Raw genomic sequence first — 23,231 nt, forward strand, 5'->3', positions numbered from 1 at the left:
TGACAACCACAACTGCGGGTCAGTTGCGTTTTAACGCTCGGCGGCGAACCGCGCAGGTGCCGTGCCGCCGTCGACGATGTCCTTCAGCACCCGGCCAATGGCTGGCGTGAACTTGAAACCGTGTCCGGAGAATCCGGCTCCCACCACCAAGGGCCCAAAGTGGTCCAGGACGAAGTCCTCGGTGGGTGTGGTGGTGTAGGTGCAGCTGATGGGAACCGCGGTGGAAGGGTCGACGCCGGGAAGCCACTCTTCTGCGTACCGCACCAAGGCATCCATTTGGTGGGGGATGGGCTGGAACGTGCGCTCGTCCGGGTCCATGACGGGGCCGACACCGTGCCACCCGGCCTTGACGCCTTCGCCGGGAGTGAGCATCCCGTAGACCGGGCTGTACCAGTACTCGTACAGGTCATCATCCAGGTCCGGGGTGTGGTTGAAGCTGGGCCAGACCAGGGTGTTGTCCCGCGGCGTGAAGTGCGCGGGCTGTTCCTGGGTGACCACCAGCGCCGGCAGGTCCACCTGCGCGCCGATGAGCTTGGATGTCCAGGCACCGGCCGTCACCACCACGTGGCGGGCGGTGTACTCGGTATCTTCCGTGACCACCACTACCGACTCGCCGCCGGTGACCTGGATGTCCCGGACAGGAGTGGAGTACTTGAAAAGGGCGCCCCGCGACTCGGCGGACTTCCGCAACGCTGTCAGGGCTTCGGCTGCCCGGATGCGGCCGGAGCCGGGTACAAAGAGCACGTCGGTGCTGAAGTTCATGCCCTGCCACCGGTCGGCAGCCTCGCCGGCGGAGATGAAGTAGCTCTCGATGCCGCGGGCTTGGTGGGCCGCGTGCACTTCCTTGAGCCGTGCCACGTGGCCGTGATTTGCCAGGCCCACAAGGTCCAGCAGGGGAGCGCCGTACTCTGCGGCGAGTTCGTCCCACAACAGCTTGGACTCGGCCAGCAGGTCCAGGTAGTCGGCCTCGGCGTACGCTGTGTTGAAGTTCCGGGTGGCACCGTGGGAGGCGCCCATGTGGTGGCCTTCCTCGAACCTTTCCAGGAGCACCACCGATTTGCCGCTGCGTGCCAACTGCCAGGCGGCGGCCGATCCCATGGCTCCTCCGCCGACGACTACAACGTCAACCTGCATACCCGCTCCGTCCCTTCATTCGGCTCATTGCAAAACCGTCAGCCTCCATTGTCCCCCGCCCCGCCCAACTAGGTCGCACTTGTGCGCGTTTAGACGCCGCTAAACGTGCTTAACTGCGACCTAGTTGGGTATGGGGGAGGTTTATGCGGCCAGGCGTCGGCGGATCCACGCGGAGAACTGGTCCACCACGATGATCAGCACCAGCACGATCAGGATGTGCGTGAGCATGGAATCGAACTGGAACGACTTGATGGACTGGTTGATCAGCAAACCGATGCCACCGGCACCCACCAGGCCAAGGACCAGCGACGAGCGCACGTTGACGTCGAACCGGTACAACAGCAAACCCACGAACTGGGGGACCACCATGGGCAGCGTGGCATTGGCTACCTGCTGGATCCGGTTGGCGCCGGCTGTACGCAGTGCCTCCTGCGGCCCGGCGTCGATCTCCTCCATGGATTCGGCCCACAGCTTGCCCATGACGCCCGTGTTGTGGCAGATCAAAGCGAGCACTCCGGCGAACGGGCCCAGCCCAACGGCAGTCACGAAGATCAGTGCGAACACGATGTCCGGCACGGCACGGAAGAAGGACAGGATGGAACGCGCCGCCTGATACACCAGCCGGTGGGGGCTTGTGTTCGCGGCGGCCAGCGCGGCCAGGAGCAGAGCAAACGGCACGGACAACGTGGTGCCCAGCAAGCCAATCCACAAGGTCACGAGGGTGGCCTCGAGGCCGGGCTTCAGCGTGCGCTCCCAACTGAGGTCCGGCGGGAACGCATCGGCCACGAACGCGGCCATGCCTTCCCAGCCGTCCACCAGGAGTTCGGGCCTGAAGTCCGTCCCCTGGATGGCCACAGCGTGGAGTCCGACGACGGCGGCAACCGCTGCCGCCGTCGTGATCCAGCGCAGGGGCTTCTTCGGGCGGACCAGCGCCACGCGGGCTTGGCTCGGAGCGTCCCGCCGCACGACGGCGGTGTTCAGAGTCTGGGGTGTCATGCGGCGAGTGTCCTGTCCGGGGCGTAAAGGGTGTCGAGATGATCGGCGGTGACCTCCGCCGAGGGCAGGTTGAAGGTCATGGAACCCTGAAGCAACCCGATGGACCGGTCGGCGTAGCGGAGGGCCAGGTCCGGTTGGTGAAGCACCGCTGCCACCGCCAGCCCCTCCGTGTGGGCGAGCTCCCGCAGGAGGGCCATGACCTGTTCGGCGGCGTGCGGGTCCAGCGCGGACACTGGCTCGTCGGCGAGTACGACGTCGGCCCGCTGGCACAGTGCCCGGGCTACGGCCACGCGCTGCTGCTGTCCGCCGGAAAGCCGGCCCACGCGGTCGAACGCGCGATCAGCCAGGCCAACACGGTCAAGGCAGTCGAGGGCATCCTGCTGGACATCGGCCGGGAACAGAGCCGGGGTGAGGGACCGGATGGTGGGGATCCGGGCCAGAGCGCCCGCGCACACGTTGTCCAAGGCGGTCCGCCGGGGGACAAGGTGGATCTTCTGGAAGATCATGGCCAGGCGTTGGCGGGCCAACTGCTGTTCCCTGCCCGGTGCCGGGTCCAAAGGCGTCCCGCCAACGCTGATGGTCCCGGCGTCCGGTGCAGTGATTCCCATGACGCAGCGCAGCGTGGTGGATTTCCCGGAGCCGTTGGCCCCCAGGAAAGCCACCAGCTCTCCCGCTGCGACGGAGAAGTCCACGCCATCGAGCACAGTGCGCCCGTCGAAGGATTTCCGCAAACCCTGGACAGACAGCAGCGGTGCCACTAGAGGTCCTTTTCGGTCAGGCCCATGGTGTCCGCGAGGTCGAACAAGGGGGTGTAGTTGTCTTTGGTGACCTCCAGCATGGGGCCGGGAGGGGTGACGTCCAAGAACTCGCCTACCTTGGCGACGTCTTCCGGCGACAAGGACAGGAACGCTTCCTTGACGGCGCTCTTGAAGGCCGGGTCGGCGTCTCCGCGGACGGTGATGGGGTCGTTGGGGATCGGATCCGAAGTCCACACCTGGCGGAAGTCGTCCTTGGTGAACGTGCCCTCGGCGATCGCCGTTGCCAGGGTCTGCGAATTGATCTGGGCCGCATCCACCCTGCCGTTGGTCAGGGCGAGCAGGGCTTCCGGGTGTCCTCCGGTGTAGTCCATCTTGAGGTCGGCGTCGGCGATTCCTGCTTCGCGGAGACCGAACCGGGGCAACACGTCTCCGGACGTGGAGCCCACGCTGCCCAACGCCAGCGACTTGCCCTTGAGGTCGCCAATGGCCTGGATGGGGCTGTCCTTGGGGACCCAGATTCCTGCGGTGTAGGTACTCAGTTCCTTCTCCGCGGTACCGAAGGACACCAGGGGTTCGGCTCCGGCCTTGGCATCAGCGAACACGTAGCCCAGGGGACCGAACTGGCCCAGGTCCAGCTTGCCGTTGCGCATGGCCAGGACCTCCGCGGCATAGTCTTCCACCACCGGCACGTCCACAGGGCAGTCCAGCTTCTCAGCGAGGGCTGCAGCCAGGACATCGTAGGCGGGCTTGAGCTTGGCGGGGTCCTCGTAGGGTTCAATGCCGAACTTGATTTCGCCGTTGGGGCAAGTGGCGGAGGCTTTGGGGGAGCTGCTGGACTGCGCGGATCCGCCGCAGGCAGTCAAGGCAAGGACCGCAGCCAGGGCAAGGGTGGATCCGGTGAAGAGCTTGGTTTTCATGGGAAGTTCCTCAGATGCGAAGGGAAAGGAAGGGGTCAGAAGAGTCGGGAGGTGTTGCGGTGGGCCAGGCCGAAGGAAAGCGTCATGCCCACGCCGGATGTCACGGAAACCACAGTGACGCCGGGGTGGACATCGCGGACCAGGATGGGAGCCACGTCCGATGATGCATAGACGCCCTGCCACCGCTGGATGATGTCCAACGGCCGGCCCACCCGGGCTTCGATGTCCGAGTTGAGGGCGGACGTGACAGCCTCGTCCAGGAAGGGATCGGCCGTCCGGTGGTAGTGGTGGGAGTCGCCCAGGATGATGCTTCCGTCCGGGCGCTGGGTGAACATGACGTTGGCGCCGATGTCCAGCAGCCCGGGTTGTTGTGCCTGCACTTCATCCCTGAGGGCTGCCGCCGCAGGCATGTCCGTGAAGGCGGGGTAGCGGAGCATTGAGGTAGCTGTCAGCACGGCGGGAGCGAACTCCAGGCCTTCGGGTTTGGCTGCCAAAGACATCTGCAGGGCGCAGCGGTTGATCCCATGCTCTTGCGCCAGGTCGGGGAAAAGGTAGTCCACGTCATGGCCGACGCACACGAACACCTGCCGGGCGCTGAGTACTCCGCGTGACGTTGCCACTGTGGCCAGGCCGTCGCTTTGCCCGAAGCCCAGGGCCGAGGTGTCCCAGTGGAGTTCGACGCCGGGCTGCCGGACCAGCCAGTCTGCCAGCTTGGCCACCGTGGTCCGGGGGTCGACGCGGAGGTCGTCCCGAAGGAAAGCACCCCCCACCAGGCCCGGCCATGCCCCCTCAACCGGAGTGCCGCCGTCGTGCCCTGCAGCCGCGCCCAGGCGCTGGCGGGTCTGGGTGGGGGACAGCAGTTCCACCTGCCCCGGTTCCCGTTCCCGGGAAAGCTCCCGCAGCACCGCCATTTCGGTTTCGGTTCGGGCGAGGACCACGGCGCCGGATTCGGCGGCCCAGAAACCGGCACGCGCGGCAAAGTCGAGCCAGTACTTCCGCGAGGTCTGAGCGAGTTCGTAGAGTTCGCCGGATTGTGCGGTGATGCAGCAGTGGCCGAAGTTACGGACCGAGGCCCCGGCCGCATGGTGGTCGCGCTCGATGATGGTGACGGTCAGGCCGTTGGCAACAGCATGGGCAGCGTGGGCGAGGCCAACGATTCCGGCGCCAACAATCACGACGTCGGTGGGCTGGCTGGATGCGTTGCCGGCAGTTGCAGGGGAGGTGCTTGGGTTGTTCACAGAATCGACCTTGACGGCAGATAAGAAACGAATCAAGCCAGATTGCCACTTGTATATACAAGTTAATCAGAATTTAATGTCTGTTCACCGAGGTTCATCTCAAATTCACGTGAATCCGCCTAGTAAGCGGCATCGGAGCCGAATCAACTTGTATGATCAACTGGTGAGCATCCAGCAGAACACGCCCCTCCATGTCCGGCTTAGCGAGGAATTCATGCGCCGGATCGCGTCGGGCGATTGGCCCCCGGGCTTCCAGTTGCCAAGCGAGGCCGAGCTGTGCCGCGAGTTCGGAACATCACGTGGGCCCATCCGCCAGGCGCTCGCCTTCCTCCGTTCGGAAGGTGCGGTGACCGGTGGGCGCGGCCGTCCTCCGATGGTCCGCTCGTCCGTGCCGACGCAGAGCTTTTCCACGTTCAATTCCTTCACCGAATGGGCCACGGGCATCGGCAAGAAGCCGGGCCAGCGGACCCTGGAGGTGGCGCGCCGCGAGGCGAGCCAGGAAGCGGCCGATGCCCTGGACCTGGCGCCGGGCACCACCGTGGTGGAAATCCTCCGCGTCCGGTACCTGGACCAGGTGCCGGCCATGATCGAACGCACAACGTTCGTGCTGGAGGTAGGAAGGAAGTTGTTTGACTTCGATACGGACTCCGGATCGATCTTCGCCTATCTCAAGGAGCAGGGCGTGGATCTGCACAGCGCACGGCACACCATTGATGCCGTGGCCGCCAGCGACGAGGACGCCGAACTCCTGGAGCAGCGCGAGGGAACACCGTTGCTGCGCGAACGCCGCGTCACCCGGTCTGCCGACGGGCAACCCCTGGAGTACTCCGAGGACCGTTACCTGCCGGCACTGACCAACTTCACCATCGACAACACCGTGGAACGCCGGGCCGCACTGGTCCGCATCCACACCGATCCGGGTTCGCACGGACCCGCGTCCGCCAAAGGAGCCCCTGCATGATCCAGCTTGTTGCCTGCGATATGGCCGGTACCACGATCGATGAACACGGTGACGTTTACGTTGCCCTGGCGCGCTGCGTCGAGGAAACCGGAGCCACCACCAGACCGGAAGCCGTCCAGGAATGGATGGGGGCGGACAAGGTGGAGGCCATCACGGCACTCATCACGGCTGGTGGCGGGACGGCCGATCGGGCCACCGTGGACCGCGCCTTCGAACGGTTCAAGGAACTGCTGGTTGAGTTCTATGACGCCAACCCGCCCGTCGCCTTGGACGGCGTGGAGGATGCGTTCCGGGAACTCCGGCGCCAAGGCGTCAAGGTGGCGCTGACCACCGGTTTCTCGCGGGACGTGGCAGAACCCCTCCTTGAGCGGCTGGGCTGGCGGGTGTCGGACGGAAACCTGCTGGACGCCGTCGTATGTTCCGACGAGGTTCCCGCCGGGCGGCCGGCGCCCCACATGATCCAACGCGCCATGGAGCTCACCGGCGTCCAGGACGTCCGCGAGGTGATCGCAGCCGGCGACACCGTCAACGACCTCGCGGCAGCCAACAATGCGGGAGTCACTGCGGTGGGCGTGCTGACGGGGAAGCTGGGCCGCGCCGAACTCTCTGCCCACCCGCACCACCACATCCTGGACGGCGTCAAGGACATCCCGGCGCTGCTGTCCCCCGTTCCCAAGTAGGTCGCAGTTAAGCACGTTTTCAGCGCTCAAAACGTGCTTAAATGCGACCTACTTGGGTGGGGTGTTTGGCGACAAGCCGCGGGCATGGAAGATTGGAACGCGTGAAATTCCTTCACCCCTCTCCCACGTCCTCTGCCCGCGGCGTCACCATCCTGCGCGTTGTCTTCGGGGCACTGCTTCTGGTGCACGGGCTGCAGAAGCTCATGGCCGGTCACGCCGCGTTTGCCAACTCGGTGGCGGCCATGGCTGTCCAGAAGCCGGAGACCGTGGCCTGGCTGGTCATCGCGGGCGAAGTAGGGCTCGGAGCGTTGTTGCTGCTGGGCGCACTGACCAGGGTTGCCGGGTTTCTGGCAGCCATCATGTTCGCCTGCATCTGGTTCGTCACGGAAGCGGGCAAGCCCTTGCTGACCGATGCTGCCGGGGTCACGGCGGAGCTCTTGATTGTGTACTTCGCGATCTCGGTGGCGTTTGTCTTCCTGGGACCCGGCGCCCTGTCCGTGGATCGGAAGCTGGCGCGCCAGCCGGCCCGCGGCTCGCGTTAACCCGCCCGGGTTAAATCACGACGCCGGTCCGCAGCTCGGCGCCTCAGGTCACCGCTCAGCGGGCGTCATTGGGGTACCGGATTCCCAGTTGCGCCCGAACGCCGTCGAACAAGCGCATCACGTTCACGGAGTCTTCAAGAGGCATGACCGGGCTTTCGGTCAGTCCCTGCTGGATGCAGCGGGTGACTTCCCGGAGTTCGTACGTGTAGCCGATGCCCACGACGTCGAAGCGCTCGTGACGCGGCTCGTCCCAGCCGACGCGGATCACCAGTTCGCGGGGGTTGTTGACCGAGCCCACGGTCTGGACGTAGCCGAGCCCGCCGGCCACCGTGGCGGTCCGTGGACCATGTGCTATCAAGGATGACGTGAGCTGGGCCTGCGCACCGGTGTCATAGCCAAGGGTCAGGGCGTTCTGTGAGTCCACGCCGTCCTCGTTCAGGGTGCCGATCGCAGTGACGGACTGCGGAAAGCCGAGGGTCCCCAGAGCCCAGAGGAGCGGGTACACCGTGATGTCCAGGAGTGCTCCGCCGCCGTCGTTGAGGGCCCAGATCCGGGCCGAGGGATCGTATGGCGCCGGGAAACCCAGATCCGCCGTGACCCACTGGACCTGGCCGATTTCCCCGGATGCCGCAATCGAGAAGGCGCGTTGCATGCTGGGCAGGAAGCGGCTCCACACGGCTTCCATGAAGAAGACGTTCTGCTCCCGCGCCAGCTTCACCAGCTCCGTGGCTTCCCGGGCGTTGATGGTCAGGGCCTTCTCGCACAGCACATGCTTCCCGGCCCGCAAGGCAGCCGACGCGATCTGGAAATGCTGGGCATGGGGAGTAGCGACGTAGACCACATCGACTTCCGGGTCCTCGAACAGACGCTGGTAGCCGGGTACACCGCCGTCGTCGCCGTAGGCCTTGGCGAATCCAACCGCGTGGGCGAAAGCGTCAGCTGCCGCCTGTGTCCGGGAGCTCACTGCATACAGCTCGGCATCCTCCAGCAGGGACAGATCCTGCGACACGCTGTTGGCGATGTTCCCTGTGGAAACCACACCCCACTTCAGCCGTTTGCCCGTGGCGGCCTGCGGATCCTGGTTGGTCTGGGAGAAAAGCCACGGCTTGGCGATAGGGAGTGTCATGGCAGCAATCCTCTCACTCGCCCCGCCCGTTAACGCGGAGCTCCGGAGCGTCGCGCCCGTTCCCGCCGATCGCACCGGAAATCCCGGGTGCGAACGGCGCGAACGGGCGCGGTCAGCGCGAATAAGGGGTGCGGCCACATCGGCTGGGAACGGGCGCCGCGCGGCGACACGGTAAGCATTCTGTTCATCCTTGCGAATGACCCGAAGTCCCCGGGACGTCGCCTAGGCTGAAGCAATCATCCCTCGCAGAGGTTCTGTGGGGAGTTACCGAAATGGAGCAGGGATGGGTGTTTTTCGGCGCGTCATTTTGCCGGTTGCCTGGTTGTTGGTCTTCGCAATAATTGCCGTGGCCTTGGTCAAGATCGCCTTCATTGATGGACTCAAGTCCGCCGCTTCGCAGCCGGCTCCGCTGGCCGAAGTGGATATTCCGATGGTCCCGGCCACACGGGCCACGGTCACCAACACCGTACAGATCAAAGGCACAGTGCAGTCCGACGCGGCCGAACCTGTGCGCAGTACCTCCGCCGGCAGCGTGGTCAAGATCTTCGTTGAGCCCGGGGCCGCCGTGTCCAAAGGCGACCCGCTGTTCCAGGTCAAAGCTGAACGGGCCGTGACCAACCCTCAGGTTTCCAAGGACGGAACACCGCCAAAGCCGGTCTATGACTACCTCAACGTCCTTGCCCCGGGCACGGGAACACTGCAGTCACTGAGCACACTGATCGACCAGCAAGTCACCGTCGGTGAGAGCGTCGGCAGGATCGACCCCGGCACCTACACCGTGGCAGGCTCCGTCACTGCCGCCCAGCAGTACAGGCTGCTCGGCAAACCCGGGCCGGCAGAGATTGCCCTGGTAGGTGGTCCGGCGCCCTTCCAGTGCGCCGAGGTGGCGCTCAAGAACAACGCTTCCGACGACGGCGGCACCGGCTCGGGCGGTTTGGCCGGCTCAGGAGGGGGTGCCGGCATGGGTGTCGGGGCTGCCTTGGCGGGACCAGGCGGAGGGCAACAGGAGGAGAGCAGCACGCCGACGGGGACGCTGAGCTGTGCCGTGCCCGCGGACCAGCAGGTCTTCGCGGGCCTCGCTGCCACGATGACCGTCAGTGCAGGTGTGGCCGCTGACGTCCTGACCGTTCCACTGACCGCCGTGAAGGGCAGCGTGAGAGACGGCATCGTCTGGGTTTCCAGTGCAGCCGGCGGAGCACCGGAGGAACGGAAAATCCAGCTCGGCCTCAATGACGGCTCCATCGTCGAGGTGGTGTCGGGACTGGCCGAAGGTGAGCAGGTTCTTGAATTCGTTCCCGGCGCCCCCGCAGTCACTGACCCGATGATGGGTCCCGGGCCCGTCACCTACGTCCAGGGCGGGTAGGTCAGCGTGGACGACGAAACAACAAGCGAATCCCTCGTCAGCCTCCGCTCCGTCACCCGCTCGGTCACGCTGCCTGACGGGCAACAATTGCACATCCTCCGTGGTATCGACCTTGAGGTGCGCGGCGGCGACCACACCGCGATCGTGGGAAGGTCCGGTTGCGGCAAATCGACCCTGCTTAATCTCCTTGGTCTCCTCGACGTGCCCACCTCCGGTGAATTGCACTTCCTGGGCCAACCGGCGGACCGTTTGGGGAGCAACGCCCGCGCCCGGTTGCGTGGTTCCACGGTGGGGTTCGTGTTCCAGCAGTTCAACCTCCTGCCCGGTCGCAGCGCACTGGATAACGTGATCACGCCGCTGCTCTATGCACAGGGCAAGGATTTTTGGCGTCGACGGGAACTCGCCATGGACATGCTGGACAGGGTTGGCCTCGCGGCCCGGGCCGACACCATGCCCAACATGCTCTCCGGAGGTGAACAGCAGCGTGTGGCCATCGCGCGGGCACTGGTCCGAAAGCCCAGGCTGATCCTTGCCGACGAGCCCACCGGTGCCCTGGATGTGGAGACCGGCCAATCCGTCATGGCGTTGCTGGACACCGTAGCCACGGAATCGGCGGCCGCCCTTGTCACCATCACCCATGACGTCAACGTGGCCGCGCTGGCCCGTGCCTGCTACCGCCTCGACTCCGGAGTCCTCGGCACCATGGCACTCACAGAGGCAGGAGTACCCGCATGACCGGCTTTGTGTCCACGCTGGTGGAAGCGTGGCAGGAGCTGCGCATCAATAAAGTGCGGATCCTCCTGGCCCTTGTGGGTGTTGCACTTTCGGTATCAGCGCTGACGTCAGTGGTGGGCCTGGGAAATCTGGCCCGGGAAGGCATCAAAGCCCAGTCCGAGCGGGACCAAGGCAGGGTAGCTACGGTCTCCCTGAGCGTGAACGGCCCGTCGGTACCAAGCCCCGAGCAGCTCGACAAAGCCTATGAAGGCATCCAGCAGCGTTTCGGGATCACGACGTCCTCGCACGTGGGCAGGACGCAGGCGGGCTTCCAGTTTCCCCGGGGCGTCACCAGAGTCGAAATGACCATCGTGGATATCGGCTACGGCATTATCCACCGCGTCCCCATTCTGCAGGGAAGCTGGTTCGCCGCCGATGACGGGCAAAGGCTCGCACCCGCCGTCGTCGTTTCCGAAGCCTTCTATGACCAGGCCGGAAGGCCCAACCTCACAACCCAGCCCACCGTCACCCTGCCAGGGGAGCATCCGGCAACCGCGGTGATCATCGGCGTGGTTCCGAACGTCCACGAGATGGCCCCGCCCTCTGCTTTCATCCTTACTGACGGGGCACAGCTGATCGGCGTGCGGCCGCAGATGTCCGAGTTCAAGATGTGGGTGGGGGAAGAACAGGCAGGACCCCTGACCGCTGCGATCAGCGCGGACCTTCAATCGCAGTTCCCGGGGACCTATGCCCAAGCGCAGCGGGTGGACTACGCTGCCTGGGGAGATCCGCTGGGGCCGACCCAATGGATTGTGGGTGGCATAGCCGGTCTGGTCCTGCTCCTGGGCGCAGTCGGGATGGTGAACATCTCGATGGTCACCGTGCGGTACAGGGTCCGCGAAATCGGCATCCGGAGGAGCTTTGGTGCCACCTCCGGACGGATCTTCTTCGGGGTCATGATGGAATCCGTGGTCGCCACCGCGGTCGCCGGCGTGGCCGGCGTCATGCTGGCGATCGCGGTGGTGAAAAACCCATGGATCGAGTCCAAGGTCGCGCCGGGGCTCAACGAGTTCCCGGCGTTCCCTATCGAGGCCGCGCTCATGGGGTTCGGAGCGGCGGTCCTTGTGGGCGCCCTGGCGGGGGCCATCCCGGCAGTCGTTGCGGTGCGCGTGAAGGTTATTGACGCAATCCGGTTCTGACCTCCTCGCTCAAGCGTCCCTGCTGAAGCCGGAAGCGCCGGTCCGTCTTCTGTGCCAGCGAGCGGTCGTGGGTCACCACCAAAATGGTGGTGTTGTGGTCACGACTCAAGGAACTCAGCAACTGGATGATGTGCTCGCCGGTTTGCTCGTCAAGGTTTCCGGTGGGCTCATCGGCCAGGATCAGCTTAGGCTCATTGGCCAAAGCCCGGGCGATGGCCACACGCTGCTGCTCGCCGCCGGAGAGCCGGTTGGTCCGCCGGGAATGCTTCTCCGGATCCAACTGGACCTGCTCCAAAAGTTCCCTGGCACGCTGCAGCCGGGAAGCCTTGCGCACGCCGGCGAACTCCATGGGCAGCATCACGTTGTCCACGGCGCTGAGGTTGGGAATCAGGTTGAACTGCTGGAACACGAAGCCGATGTCCCGGCGGCGGTACTCGGTCAGCTTGCCGTCCGGAAGGCCCGCGAGGCTCACGCCATCAACGACGACGTCTCCCGCGGTCGGCTTGTCCAGCGCACCAAGGAGGGACAACAGGGTGCTTTTGCCGCTGCCGCTCTTACCGACGATGGACGCCAGCGACCCCTTCTCCAGCTCGAAGCTGACGCCGTTGACCGGCTTGATGGTCCTGTCTCCGGACTTGAACTGGCGGACGAGGTCCTTGACTACGATCACGGCTATTCTCCTCGGAGTACTTCGATGGGACGGATACGGGCGGTCAGCAGGGCAGGTACAAGGGCGCCGATGACGGCGACGGCGAACACCGCAGCTATGCCCGCGGCGATCACGCCGGGGGAGGCGCTCGCGGTGACGGAGGTCAGCAACTGGCCTGCCCCACCGAACGGACCGCCTTGCCCACCGAACCCTCCACCGCCGGGAACACCGCCGTTTGGCATCGCCCCGGCCAGGCCGCCGCCGCGCTGGGTGGCGGGTGCCGCCGTCGTGCTTGTATTTGAACTGATGAGCGCAGAGGCGATGCCGCCGCTGGCAAGGGAAGCGATCACCGCACCCACCACGCTGCCCAAGGCGACCAGGACCAGCGACTCCAGTACAAACTGCAGGCCGATGGTGCGGTTGCGGGCGCCGATGGCCTTCAGTACACCGATTTCGCGGCGACGCTCGCGGACCAGCATCACCATGATGAGCAGGATGATCAGGCCGGCGGTGGCGAGTGCTGCGATGAAGGCGACCAACGAGATGTTCTTGACGCTGTCCAGGGAACTGACGGCGGTTTCGAGGTTGCGCTGGCCTTGGGTGACGTCCGCCTTGTCGGTGCCGAGTGCGCTTTGCAGGGCAGTCTTGGTGCCGTCCACGTTGTCCATGCTGTTGACGGTGACAATCATGGTGGAAAGCTCATCAGGGGTGTCGGCAAGGGTTTGGGCCTCGGGAAGCGTCACATAGACGGCGTTGTTGCCGAAGGTGGTTCCGGCGTCGAAGATTCCCGCGACCGTAAAGGTCTTATCCGCGATCGTGAACGTGGACCCGACCGTCAAGCTGTTCTTTTCGGCCAGGGTAGTTCCCAGGAGTGCTTTGCCGTCCGCGACGGTGTAGTCGCCCAACCCCGTGCCGCTGGTGATGTCCAGGGCCTTGCCGGTGGTATCCACTTCCGCGCCGATGCCAGTGGCTGTGATCGGAAGGGTGCGGACCGGCTGGGCAGCGGCGTCCGTTGTTGTTCCGGTGGAGCCGTTCCGGTTGCCGAGCGTCCCGGCGTCGACGGCGGCTGTCAGGTTGGTGGTCACTGTTGCGGCCTGTTGGCCGCCAGGTCCGAAGCCGCCGCCCGGGCCGGCCTGCGTGGTGGTGCCCGACGTCGCGGATTCCGTCTGGAGACGGAGCGCTTTGGTTCCCACGACCGAGGTGACGTTGGCGACGCCCGCAGCGGTCTCGGCTTCCGCCGTCGTGAGTGGTTCCCCGCCGCCTTCAAAGCCCTGTCCGCCGGCCGGATTCACCGTCAGGGTGGTGCCCACGGATGCGTTGAGTTCCTGGACCTTGGCACCCACGGCCTGGTTGGCGACCAACATGGCCAAGGCCAGGCCGATGGCGACGGCCAGCACCGCCACCACGGCTGCCGTTCTGATTTTGTTGCGGAAGGCGTTGCCTACGCTTCGGGCAAGGACGCTCACGTTTCTCCTTTGGACCTGATGAGCGGCCCGTCGGACGCGGGCCGCAGGACCAACACTGGCCAGCCGCGCTGTGCGGGAAGCCAGCCGAAGCTATGCGTGGGCTGTGAAAGACCACACGGACACAGCAAAAAGCCCCGGCCCGCCTGCTGGCGGACCGGGGCTTCCTGTAAAGAGGTGTTACTTGGTGATCGGGCCGAGGACCGGATCGTCAACGTAAGCCGTCTTGACGTTCTCTGCCGTGACGATCTGCGGCGGCAGGAGGTACGCCGGAACGGTCTTCACACCGTTCTTGTAGGAGTCCTTGTCGTTGATCTCCAGTTCCTTGCCGGCCTGCAGGTCCTTCACCATGGTGATGGCGTGCTCAACCAGCTTGCGGGTGTCCTTGTTGATGGTGGAGTACTGCTCGCCGGCCATGATCGACTTGACGGACTCAACCTCGGAGTCCTGGCCGGTCACGACGGGAAGCGGCTTGCCGGCGGCCTTGACGGACGTCAGCACTGCACGGGCAAGGGTGTCGTTTGGCGAGAGGACGCCGTCCAGTGATGCGGTGCCGTAGCTGCCGGTCAGCAGCGTGTCAGCGCGGCGCTGGGCGTTCTCTGCCTTCCAGCCCTGGGTCACAGCCTGCTCGAAAGCGGTCTGGCCGGACAGGACCTTGAGGGTACCGTCGTCGATCTTCGGCTTCAGGACGCTCATGGCGCCGTCAAAGAAGACCTTGGCGTTGGCATCATCCGGGGAACCGGCAAAGAGCTCGACGTTGTACGGACCGGTTGGCTTCTTGGCCTTCAGTCCGTCCAGCAGTGCCTGGCCCTGCAGCTCACCGACCTTGAAGTTGTCGTAGGCCACGTAGTAGTCCACGTTCTCGGTGTTCAGGAGCAAGCGGTCGTAGGCGATGACGGTGGCACCGGCATCCTTGGCCTGCTTGAGCTGGGTGCCGAGCTGGGCGCCGTCGATGGCTCCCACGATGATGACCTTGGCACCCTTGGTGACCATGGCGCTGATCTGGTTCTGCTGCTCCGAGACGCCGCCGTTGGCGAACTGTACGTCCGGCTTGAAGCCGGCGCTGGTGAGGCCGTCGTTGAACAGCTTCTCCGCCAGGACCCAGTTCTCACTGGTCTTCTGCGGAAGTGCGACGCCGATCAGCGAGTCCTTGGGGAACGCTTCCCCGCCTGCCGTGCTGGTGCTGGAGCCGCTGTCCGAGCGGCCGCAGGCTGTCAGCGCCAGTGCCGCGATGGCAGCTACTGCTGCTGCCTTTCCTGCTTTACCAAACATTCGCATATCTTGGTTCACTTTCTCTGTGGGTGGGGTGGAGCGAGTCTTCTGGTGGAGAAGTTCTGGTGGAAACCGCTCAGGCTTCCTTGGAGATGACCTCTTTGGTGGAGGTTGTCTCGTCCGGTTTGATCTCGTTGTTGCGCTGGAAGTTCTTCATCAGCAGGCCCGTGATGGACCGCTTGCCCTGGGACTTGTTGTAGACATCGAAGGCAACGGCGGCCAGGAGCACCAGGCCCTTGATGATCTGGGTAAGGTCGGCTCCGACGCCCAGCAGCTGGAGGCCGTTGTTGAGGACAGCCATCACCAGGCCGCCCACGATTGAGCCGATCACGGTACCGACGCCACCGGTCACTGCGGCGCCACCGATGAACACGGCGGCGATGGCGTCCAGCTCCCAGCCGACGCCGTCGAACGGACCGGACGCGGTGGAGCGGCCAACGAAGATCATGCCTGCCAGGCCTGCCAGGACCGACATGTTGAGCATGACCATGAAGTTGACCTTCTTGGACTGGACACCGGACAGCTCGGCTGCGTGGCGGTTGCCACCCACGGCGTAGACGTGGCGGCCCAGGACGGTCTTGTCAGCCACGAAGCCGTAGAAGAGGACCAGGACGGCCAGAATCAGCCCGGGGATCGGGAAGGACGTGCCGGGGCGGCCCGTGGCGAACAGGTAGGTGGCGTAAAGGATGGCACCGCAAATCAGGACCAGCTTGGTGACTTCGACCCAGAGTTCGGGAACGTCAGCACCCAGGGCCTTGTTGGCTGCACGGGCACGGAGGGACATGACCACCACGAACGCTGCGGCCAGGATGCCGATCAGGAGGGTCAGGTTGTTGAAGCCGGTGTTGGGCCCGACTTCGGGAAGATACCCGGAACCGAGGTACTGGAAGTCGTTGGGAACGGGGATGGTGTTGGACTTGCCCACGAACTGGTTGAAACCACGGAACAGGAGCATGCCCGCCAGCGTCACGATGAAGGCTGGTATGCCTACATACGCTGTCCAGAAACCTTGCCAGGCGCCGATGATCGCGCCCAGGAACAGTCCGAAGAGCACACCCATGTACCAGGGGATGCCCCAGTCCCGGATGGCGAGGGCCACGGAGACACCCACAAAGGCCGCCACGGAGCCTACGGAGAGGTCGATGTGGCCGGCAATGATCACCAGCACCATGCCGATGGCCAGGATCAGGATGTAGGAGTTGCCGTTGAACAGGTTGATCACGTTGCCGGGGGTCAACGTGCGGCCCTGCGTGAAGATCTGGAAGAAGACGATCAGCGCCACCAGGGCGAAGATCATGCCGAATTGGCGGGTATTGCCACCAAAGAGCTTCTTGAGCGCGTTCATTGTTTTGGTCCTTGTGTCAGGAAGGGGTGGTTCTGGGCCAAGGGTCAGGCTGCTTTCCGGGAAGAGGTCATAAGCTTCATCAGGCTTTCCTGGCTCGCCTCGTCTTTGTTCAGGACACCGGTGATGGCGCCTTCGAAAATCGTGTAGATGCGGTCGGACAGGCCCAGGAGCTCAGGAAGCTCCGAGGAGATGACGATCACTCCCTTGCCCTGGTTGGCCAGCCGCTGGATGATCCCGTAGATCTCGTACTTGGCGCCGACGTCGATGCCGCGGGTGGGTTCATCCAGAATGAGCAGGTCCGGGTCGGTGAACATCCATTTGGCCAGCACCACTTTCTGCTGGTTGCCGCCGGAGAGTTTGGCCACGCCTTCCTCCACCGACGGGGTCTTGGTCCGCAACGATTTGCGGTACTCCTCGGCCACCTGGAATTCCTTGCGGCTGTCCACCACCGAGTAGTTGCTGATCTTGTTCAGGGCTGCCGCGACAGTGGTGGTCTTGATGTCATCGAGCAGGTTGAGGCCAAGGGACTTGCGGTCCTCGGTGACATAGCCAAGGCCGGCGTCGATTGCTGCGCGGACGGTCTTCAGGTGCACCGGCTTGCCGTCCTTGTAGACCTGGCCCTTGATGAAGCGGCCGTAGGAGTGGCCGAAAATGGAGCGGGCCAGTTCCGTGCGGCCTGCGCCCATGAGTCCTGCGAAGCCGACGATTTCGCCACGGCGGACAAAGAAGTTCGATCCCTTGCAGACCAGCCTGTCCTGGATCTGCGGGTGGCCCACGGTCCAGTCCTTCACTTCGAAGAAGACTTCGCCGATCTTCGGCTCGTGGTCCGGGAAACGGGATTCCAGGGTTCGGCCGACCATGCCCTTGATGATGCGGTCTTCGTCCACGCCGTCACGCTTGACGTTGAGGGTTTCGATCGACTTGCCGTCACGGATGATGGTGATCTCGTCCGCGATCTGTTCGATCTCGTTGAGCTTGTGGGAAATGATGATCGAGGTGATGCCCTTGCCCTTGAGGCCGAGGATCAAGTCCAGCAGGTGCTGGGAGTCGGATTCGTTCAGAGCCGCGGTGGGCTCGTCCAGGATGAGCAGGCGGACCGACTTGTTCAGGGCCTTGGCGATTTCCACCAACTGCTGCTTGCCGACACCGATTTCCTTGATGGGGGTGTCCGGGTCTTCGCGCAGGCCAACGCGGGCCAGCAACTCAACCGACCGGCGGCGGGCCTCTGCCCAGTCGATCACTCCCCACTTGGTGGGCTCGTTGCCCAGGAAGATGTTCTCCATGATGGACAGTTCCGGAATCAGCGCGAGTTCCTGGTGGATGATCACGATGCCTGCGGCCTCGCTGGCGCGGATGTCCTTGAACTGCTGCGTTTCGGCCATGTACACGATGTCGCCTGTGTAGCTGCCGTGGGGGTAAACGCCCGAGAGGACCTTCATCAGCGTGGATTTCCCGGCACCGTTCTCGCCGCAGATGGCGTGGATCTCTCCGGCTTTCACGCGCAGGCTCACGTTGGACAAGGCCTTCACGCCCGGGAATTCCTTGGTGATGGACCGCATTTCCAGAAGGATCGGTTCATCTTGCGTGTCAAGGGGTGTCATTAGCCCTACGCCTCCAATGCATGACGTCGTTGTCGGCCCCACAATGGCGGGGCTGTCTGATGAAAAAGTAAACTGGATCACCCGTCTTGTCGTCAAGACTTGAACGCATGAGCTAGCTAACGATTTCGTTACCTGGCGGTAATACCTGCGTGTTGGAAGACCAAAGCTGCCGCTCCCAGGGCCTCTGCCCGGGCTCCAAGGGAGGACATGGCCAGGTGTGTTGTCTCTCCAACCACGGGTACTGCGTGGCGTACCAGGCCCCGGCGGATCGGGTCCAGCAACAGGTTGCCCAGGCCCGCCAGCGGGCCGCCCACCACGATCACTTCCGGGTTGATGAGGTTGGCGACGTTGCCGAGTGCCCGGCCCACGGCAAGGCCGGCGTCGTCCACCACGCGCTGGGTGGCGGAGTCGCCGGCAAGGCAGTTGCGGACAATGTCCTGCGGGGTGAGCAGGGTTTCCTGGCCGCGCCCCAGCAGCTCGATCATGGTGGTGGTTGATGCGATCGTTTCCAGGCATCCGCGGTTTCCGCACCGGCATACCAGTCCGTGTTCGTGGATGGTCGCATGGCCGATTTCGCCCGTAATGCCCACGTTTCCGTAGTAGGGCGCCCCGTTGAGGATCAGCCCGGCGCCGATGCCCGACCCCACTTTGAGGAACATCAGGTTGGAGACGCCGCTGTGCGGTCCCCACGTGACCTCGGAGAGCGCACCAAGGTTGGCATCGTTGTCAACGAACACGGGAACTTTGAGCGCTTCCTCCAACCTGTGGAGGATGTCGATTCCCACCCACTCGGGCAGGATCGCGCCTTGGGCGACAGTACCCGATCGGCGGTCGATCGGCCCCGGAATGCCGGCTCCGGCGCCGACTACGGCGGTGGGGTCGATGTCGTTTTCTTCCAGCAGCCGGTCCAGCAGGCGGACGGCCGCGTCGATGCCTTCCTCGGCCTGGTGGCCGAGGGGAAGCTCGATGAATTCCTCGGCGATGACGTGGTAGCCCAGCGAGGCAAGGACCACCCGCAGGTGGCGGCGCCCGAAGTCGATTCCGACGGCGACGGCTCCGTTGCTGTTCAACCTGACGTTGGTTGCCCGGCGGCCGGAACTGGTGGTCGGTTCAGTGGATACCAGTCCGGCGTCCTGCATGATCTTGACGATGTTGGACACGGTGGCGGTGGACAGCCCGGTTTGCCGGGACAGCTCGGCCTGCGTCGACGGCCCACTCAGCAAGCACTCGATGATCCGTTGCTGGTTGAGGTGCCGGAGCGCTGATTGCGAACCGGGTTTTCGTGGGTGGCTCTTCGTTGAGCGCTGTGTAGCGGGCATGACAAGAAGCGTGCCCCAAGAGAAGACTTGTAGTCAAGAAGTGAACACAAGGAGTCAATCTTTCGAGACATACTCCAACGCAAGTGGTTCCTCCCCGAGCGCAACGGGCAATGCGTCCCAGCCAAGGAGCACGTGGGTCCAAACGCCCTGCTCCGGGCCCCCCACGCAGGCCTACGCTGGAAGGAGAAGTGGCCCGCAGTGGCCCGAAGTCGATTAACCAAGGTGGTAAAGATGCTGCTATCCGTCCTTCAGGCCAACGCGTCCGTGCTGGACATCGACGCCAACCTGCGGACCATTGACGAGGCTGCACACCGGTCCGCCCAAGCCGGCGCCGCCATCCTGCTCACTCCGGAGTTGTTCCCTGTGGGCTATGCGCCACTGCGGCTTCACGCAGAACTGGACCCAGCCATCCTGCCGGAGCTTCACCAACGGTTGGCCGGCATTGCCAGGAAGCACGGTATCGGCCTTGTCTACAGCCTCCCGGCGCCGGCGGCCCTGCCGGACCTCGACGCCCAAGCGCACGACGCCCAAGCGCTCGACGCCCAAGCGCTCGACGCCCACGCGCACGACGCCGGAGCGGAGCCGTCTTCCGGCGAGGACCGCTGGCACATCTCGGCTACTTTGCTGGACGCCAGCGGCACCGGCTTGCTCACCTACAACAAGGTTCACCTGTTTGGTCCGGAGGAACACAAGGCGTTCGTTGGCGCGCAAGCACCTCCCGCCGTCGTGGATTTCAACGGAATCCGTACGTCCATGCTGATCTGTTACGACGTGGAGTTCCCCGAGGCCGTCCGGGCGGCTGCAAGCCGCGGCGCCGAATTGCTGCTCGTGCCAACGGCGTTGTCGGCCGGATTCGAGAACGTCCCGCAGGTCCTGATCCGCGCCAGGGCGCTGGAAAGCCAGCTGAACGTCGCCTACGCCAACCACTCGGGGCATGAGGATGTGTACAGCTTCCTGGGCGGCAGTGTGGTAGCCGGCCCGGACGGGTCGTTGCTGGCCGCCGCCGGGGAGGGGCCCGCCTTGCTGTTCGCCGAGGTGGGGACGGACAGCGTCAAGGCAGCCCGGAACGAGGTCCCGTACCTCCGGGAGCGGAGGCCGGAACTGTATGCGGAGTGGGACCGCTAGTCGGACCCGTCCACATACTGCAGCGCGATCCACAGCTCGGCCCGGACCTGCGCCTGGTTGAGGTCCATGTCCAGCAGCTCAGCCAGGACTCCGATCTGCCGGCGCACGCTGTTGCGGTGCAACCCGAGCAGTTTGGCTGAGGCGTCCCAGCTGCCGTTTTCGCTGAGCCAGCCACGCAGGACAGCCAGCAGGGGACCACGGCGTTCAGGTTCGAGTGCCAGGACCGGTGCCAGCAGCCGCGACGCCAGCATGGTTCCCGCTTCCTGGCCCAGCAGGCCGGTGACGGACCAGGTCATCTCGTCCGCGCGGGCGCTCTTGCCGCTTAGCTGTACCCGGGCACGCAGGGAACTGGCACGGTGGTAGGCCTCGGTCAGGCCTGCCAGTTCCGTCGGCTCGCCGATCACCAGGCGCCAGCCGAGCTTCTCGACATCGGCCAGCAGTGCATCGTCAACGCGCAACCGCGTGATGGCCGCGAATCCGTACTCGGTGATCTCCACGAGCTTGGTGTCGAACAGCCGCCGCCATTGGAGCACCTCACGAACGGGGCTGTCGCCGGCGGGCCACTCGGGTGAATCGACTTTGATGCCCTGCACCACGCGGACCGGAGCGGACCTGGTGGAGGAGACGCTTTGCGCCAGCAGGTCCCGGAGACCGTTGACATGCCTGGTGCCGCCGTTCGCCAGCGAGTCAGGGTGCAGCAGCACGGCTGTTGCAAGTTGGCTGGGGGCCAGGGATCCACTGGTCCGTTGCCGCACCAGCAGCTCCAACAGACCCACGGCGGACTGCACCACGCTGTTCTGGGCAGGCGTCAGCGGTGCGTCGGCACCCAGGACCAGGGCGCCCAGGTTGGCGTCCTTGGTGCTGCGCAGCGGATGCCCGAACACCAGCGCCGAGCCGGGCTGTTCAAAGCTGTCCATCTCCACGCGGGGCCCGCTGCCGGACAGGAGCCGGTCCAGCATGGGTGCCAGCTGTGACTGCTCGACGGCGGTGCTGCCGCCGGCACAGTGCCCCCGGGCCCGCACCCGTCCGTCCGCTCCCACCAGCAAAGCCCACACGGGCACGCGCTGGACCAGCGCAGCCAGGAGTTCGTGTTCCGGCCTGGGGGAGAGGACCGCCCGCATCAGCTGCCGGTTGGTGTCGGCAAGCTGCCGGAAAACCCGGGCCGCATCCGTCTCCAGGAGCTGGGAGAACTCCAAGCCGATCGCGGCGAACGGCAAAGACTCGGGAACCTCGAACAAGGTGAGGTTGTGCCTTCGGCAAGCCTCAAGCAGCACGTCGGGAACGGCGTCGAAATAGGGCTGGATGCCAAAGCCCAGTGCGGCAACCTTGGCACCCACCAACCGCTTGACGTAGGCGTCCACCTTGGCCGCCGAGCCACCTTTCCCCAGGAAAGGCAGCCCGGCGGTGAGCAGGAATTCGCCCTCGGGCAGGTAGGGCGTTGGGTCTTCCAGCTCGCTTGGTTCCACCCAGCGCAGCAGTTCGGTGCCGCTGCCGCCGTCGTGAAGCATTGTCAACTCAGGCGGCAGCTGCTCCAGGAACTGGTCGAGGGTGACGGAGCTGATGCGGGCGGTGGCGGGCTCAGGCGACATTGCCCTGCCCGGCGGCGGCCGGCTCCTGGTAGTCGGGGCATTCGTACGCGCTGGATTCATAAACGCGCGGCAGGCGCGGGGCAATTCTGTTGATGATTTCGTCGCCGTGGCTGCCGATGGCCGAGCCCCAATCGTCGGCACTCGCAGCGCCGCACGCGGGGTCGCCGAACAGGACGGCGGTGTCGCCGACGTCGATCCCCGTGGCATCGGGACCCAGGTCCACCATGAACTGGTCCATGCACACCTTGCCGATCACGGGTACCTGGCGCCCGCCCACGTGAACCACCGACCTTCCGCTGATTCCCTTGGGGATGCCGTCCGCGTAGCCCAGGGGAATGAGGCCCAGATAGCGCGGCTCGTAAGTGATGGCCTGGTGTTCGTAGCTGACGCCCGTACCGGCCGGGACTTTCTTGACCATGACCAGCGGCGCGGTGACGCTCAGTGCGGGCCGCAGGCCGAAGTCGGCGGGATCCAGGTGGTCGGCCGGCGCCAACCCGTAGATGGCCAATCCCGCGCGGACCATGTCGAAGTGGAACTCGGGCCGGTCCAGGATATTGGCCGAACTCGACACGTGCCGAAGTTCCGGGCTCAATCCTGCTGCGCGGGCCTGACTTACGGCGTCCTCGAACTCAGCCACGGCTGCCGCATTGCCGGGGTGGGCGGGGACGTCGGCCCACGCGAGGTGGGTCCAGATTCCGCGCACCCGGACGGTGCCTTCCACCTCCGCTTGCCGGGCTTGCGCTACGAGTTCCGGCCAGTCCTCCTTGCGCGCCCCGCCACGGCTCAGGCCGCTGTCCAGTTCCAGATGTACGACGGCGGGACGTCCCAGGCGTCCGGCGGCACCGGCAAGCACCTCCAGTTGGCGGACGCTTCCGAGGGACACGTCGATGTCGTTTTCCAGGGCTTCGATGATGGTGGCGCTTGTCTGGGATGCCAGATAGAGCCAGGAAAGGATGGGCTGTGTGATGCCGGCTTTGCGGAGAGCCACAGCCTCGTTGAGTTGGGCGGTTCCCAACCAGTCGGCCCCGGAGCTGACGGCCGTACGGGCGACCTCCACCAAGCCATGGCCGTAGGCGTTGCCCTTGACCACGGCCATGAAATGAGGTGCCTGCGTGCGCTTCCTGAGGATGCGGATGTTGTCTGAAATCGCGGACAGATCCACCTTGACCTGCCCGGAAACCGCCGCCGGGGCGGGGAATGAATGGGGTGCATTACGTCTCATGGTTGAACACTATAGGTC

At 64.9% G+C, this 23,231-nt stretch carries 21 protein-coding genes; 7 read left to right on the forward strand and 14 right to left on the reverse strand.

From position 1 onward, the window contains the following. Positions 1-30 precede the first annotated feature (30 nt). The 5 genes from ACUYMZ_RS06870 to ACUYMZ_RS06890 all read right to left on the reverse strand — a co-directional run bounded on the left by ACUYMZ_RS06870 (position 31) and on the right by ACUYMZ_RS06890 (position 5,043). On the reverse strand, positions 31-1,134 hold the full coding sequence (locus ACUYMZ_RS06870; RefSeq protein WP_481602553.1) for an FAD-dependent oxidoreductase: 1,104 nt from the start codon (positions 1,132-1,134) through the stop codon (positions 31-33). Positions 1,135-1,275: 141 nt separating this feature from the next. Beyond that, complete coding sequence (gene phnE, locus ACUYMZ_RS06875) at positions 1,276-2,130, reverse strand: phosphonate ABC transporter, permease protein PhnE (RefSeq protein WP_481602554.1); 855 nt, start codon at positions 2,128-2,130, stop codon at positions 1,276-1,278. Beyond that, entirely contained in the window at positions 2,127-2,888 is a 762-nt protein-coding gene (locus ACUYMZ_RS06880) for a phosphonate ABC transporter ATP-binding protein (protein ID WP_481602555.1), read from the reverse strand. Before ACUYMZ_RS06880 ends, phnE begins: the two co-directional genes overlap by 4 nt. Beyond that, positions 2,888-3,805: a phosphate/phosphite/phosphonate ABC transporter substrate-binding protein gene (locus ACUYMZ_RS06885; RefSeq protein WP_481602556.1), complete on the reverse strand. Its 918-nt coding sequence runs from the start codon at positions 3,803-3,805 to the stop codon at positions 2,888-2,890. Before ACUYMZ_RS06885 ends, ACUYMZ_RS06880 begins: the two co-directional genes overlap by 1 nt. A 35-nt stretch (positions 3,806-3,840) precedes the next feature. Next, a complete protein-coding gene (locus ACUYMZ_RS06890; protein ID WP_481602557.1) occupies positions 3,841-5,043 on the reverse strand; it encodes a TIGR03364 family FAD-dependent oxidoreductase in 1,203 nt (400 codons plus the stop codon). Positions 5,044-5,206: 163 nt separating this feature from the next. Between ACUYMZ_RS06890 and ACUYMZ_RS06895 the strand changes: the two genes are divergently transcribed. From ACUYMZ_RS06895 to ACUYMZ_RS06905, 3 genes are all read left to right on the forward strand, one after another. Further along, positions 5,207-6,004, forward strand: a complete 798-nt coding sequence (locus ACUYMZ_RS06895) for a GntR family transcriptional regulator (RefSeq protein WP_481602558.1) — start codon at positions 5,207-5,209, stop codon at positions 6,002-6,004. Next, positions 6,001-6,684: a phosphonatase-like hydrolase gene (locus tag ACUYMZ_RS06900; RefSeq protein WP_481602559.1), complete on the forward strand. Its 684-nt coding sequence runs from the start codon at positions 6,001-6,003 to the stop codon at positions 6,682-6,684. The genes ACUYMZ_RS06895 and ACUYMZ_RS06900 overlap by 4 nt, the downstream gene beginning before the upstream one ends. A gap of 101 nt (positions 6,685-6,785) precedes the next feature. Next, positions 6,786-7,226, forward strand: coding sequence for a DoxX family protein (locus ACUYMZ_RS06905; RefSeq protein WP_426006407.1), 441 nt, complete (start codon positions 6,786-6,788; stop codon positions 7,224-7,226). 55 nt (positions 7,227-7,281) lie between these two features. On the opposite strand, the gene ACUYMZ_RS06910 is transcribed toward ACUYMZ_RS06905, so the two are convergent. Then, positions 7,282-8,352, reverse strand: coding sequence for a Gfo/Idh/MocA family protein (locus ACUYMZ_RS06910; RefSeq protein WP_481602560.1), 1,071 nt, complete (start codon positions 8,350-8,352; stop codon positions 7,282-7,284). 283 nt (positions 8,353-8,635) lie between these two features. Here ACUYMZ_RS06910 and ACUYMZ_RS06915 point away from each other — a divergent pair, with 283 nt between their 5' ends. Genes ACUYMZ_RS06915 through ACUYMZ_RS06925 form a run of 3 tightly spaced genes read left to right on the forward strand, consistent with a single transcriptional unit; the run spans position 8,636 to position 11,628 of the window. Further along, positions 8,636-9,715 (forward strand): efflux RND transporter periplasmic adaptor subunit, encoded by a 1,080-nt coding sequence (locus ACUYMZ_RS06915; RefSeq protein WP_481602561.1) that lies wholly within the window; start codon positions 8,636-8,638, stop codon positions 9,713-9,715. Between the two features lie 6 nt (positions 9,716-9,721). Next, entirely contained in the window at positions 9,722-10,450 is a 729-nt protein-coding gene (locus tag ACUYMZ_RS06920; RefSeq protein ID WP_426006410.1) for an ABC transporter ATP-binding protein, read from the forward strand. After that, positions 10,447-11,628 carry an ABC transporter permease gene (locus ACUYMZ_RS06925; protein WP_481602562.1) on the forward strand — a complete coding sequence of 394 codons (1,182 nt, stop codon included), beginning with the start codon at positions 10,447-10,449 and terminating at the stop codon, positions 11,626-11,628. Before ACUYMZ_RS06920 ends, ACUYMZ_RS06925 begins: the two co-directional genes overlap by 4 nt. Here the strand turns inward: ACUYMZ_RS06925 and ACUYMZ_RS06930 are convergent. The 6 genes from ACUYMZ_RS06930 to ACUYMZ_RS06955 all read right to left on the reverse strand — a co-directional run bounded on the left by ACUYMZ_RS06930 (position 11,606) and on the right by ACUYMZ_RS06955 (position 19,277). After that, on the reverse strand, positions 11,606-12,298 hold the full coding sequence (locus ACUYMZ_RS06930) for an ABC transporter ATP-binding protein (protein ID WP_481602563.1): 693 nt from the start codon (positions 12,296-12,298) through the stop codon (positions 11,606-11,608). The genes ACUYMZ_RS06925 and ACUYMZ_RS06930 overlap by 23 nt on opposite strands. Positions 12,299-12,300: 2 nt before the next feature. Further along, positions 12,301-13,743: an ABC transporter permease gene (locus ACUYMZ_RS06935; protein ID WP_481602564.1), complete on the reverse strand. Its 1,443-nt coding sequence runs from the start codon at positions 13,741-13,743 to the stop codon at positions 12,301-12,303. Between the two features lie 177 nt (positions 13,744-13,920). Next, positions 13,921-15,018 carry a substrate-binding domain-containing protein gene (locus tag ACUYMZ_RS06940; protein WP_426006414.1) on the reverse strand — a complete coding sequence of 366 codons (1,098 nt, stop codon included), beginning with the start codon at positions 15,016-15,018 and terminating at the stop codon, positions 13,921-13,923. A gap of 70 nt (positions 15,019-15,088) precedes the next feature. After that, positions 15,089-16,357: a multiple monosaccharide ABC transporter permease gene (gene mmsB, locus ACUYMZ_RS06945; RefSeq protein WP_426006415.1), complete on the reverse strand. Its 1,269-nt coding sequence runs from the start codon at positions 16,355-16,357 to the stop codon at positions 15,089-15,091. 44 nt (positions 16,358-16,401) lie between these two features. Then, complete coding sequence (gene mmsA / locus ACUYMZ_RS06950; protein ID WP_426006416.1) at positions 16,402-17,958, reverse strand: multiple monosaccharide ABC transporter ATP-binding protein; 1,557 nt, start codon at positions 17,956-17,958, stop codon at positions 16,402-16,404. Between the two features lie 128 nt (positions 17,959-18,086). Continuing rightward, positions 18,087-19,277, reverse strand: coding sequence for an ROK family transcriptional regulator (locus ACUYMZ_RS06955; protein ID WP_481602565.1), 1,191 nt, complete (start codon positions 19,275-19,277; stop codon positions 18,087-18,089). A gap of 231 nt (positions 19,278-19,508) precedes the next feature. Here ACUYMZ_RS06955 and ACUYMZ_RS06960 point away from each other — a divergent pair, with 231 nt between their 5' ends. After that, positions 19,509-20,402, forward strand: coding sequence for a carbon-nitrogen hydrolase family protein (locus ACUYMZ_RS06960; RefSeq protein WP_481602566.1), 894 nt, complete (start codon positions 19,509-19,511; stop codon positions 20,400-20,402). Here ACUYMZ_RS06960 and ACUYMZ_RS06965 read toward each other — a convergent pair. Beyond that, a complete protein-coding gene (locus tag ACUYMZ_RS06965) occupies positions 20,399-21,991 on the reverse strand; it encodes a PucR family transcriptional regulator (protein ID WP_481602567.1) in 1,593 nt (530 codons plus the stop codon). The genes ACUYMZ_RS06960 and ACUYMZ_RS06965 overlap by 4 nt on opposite strands. Continuing rightward, positions 21,981-23,213, reverse strand: coding sequence for an alanine racemase (gene alr, locus ACUYMZ_RS06970; RefSeq protein ID WP_481602568.1), 1,233 nt, complete (start codon positions 23,211-23,213; stop codon positions 21,981-21,983). The genes ACUYMZ_RS06965 and alr overlap by 11 nt, the downstream gene beginning before the upstream one ends. Positions 23,214-23,231: the final 18 nt, after the last annotated feature.

This window comes from Arthrobacter sp. T572, assembly GCF_056780115.1.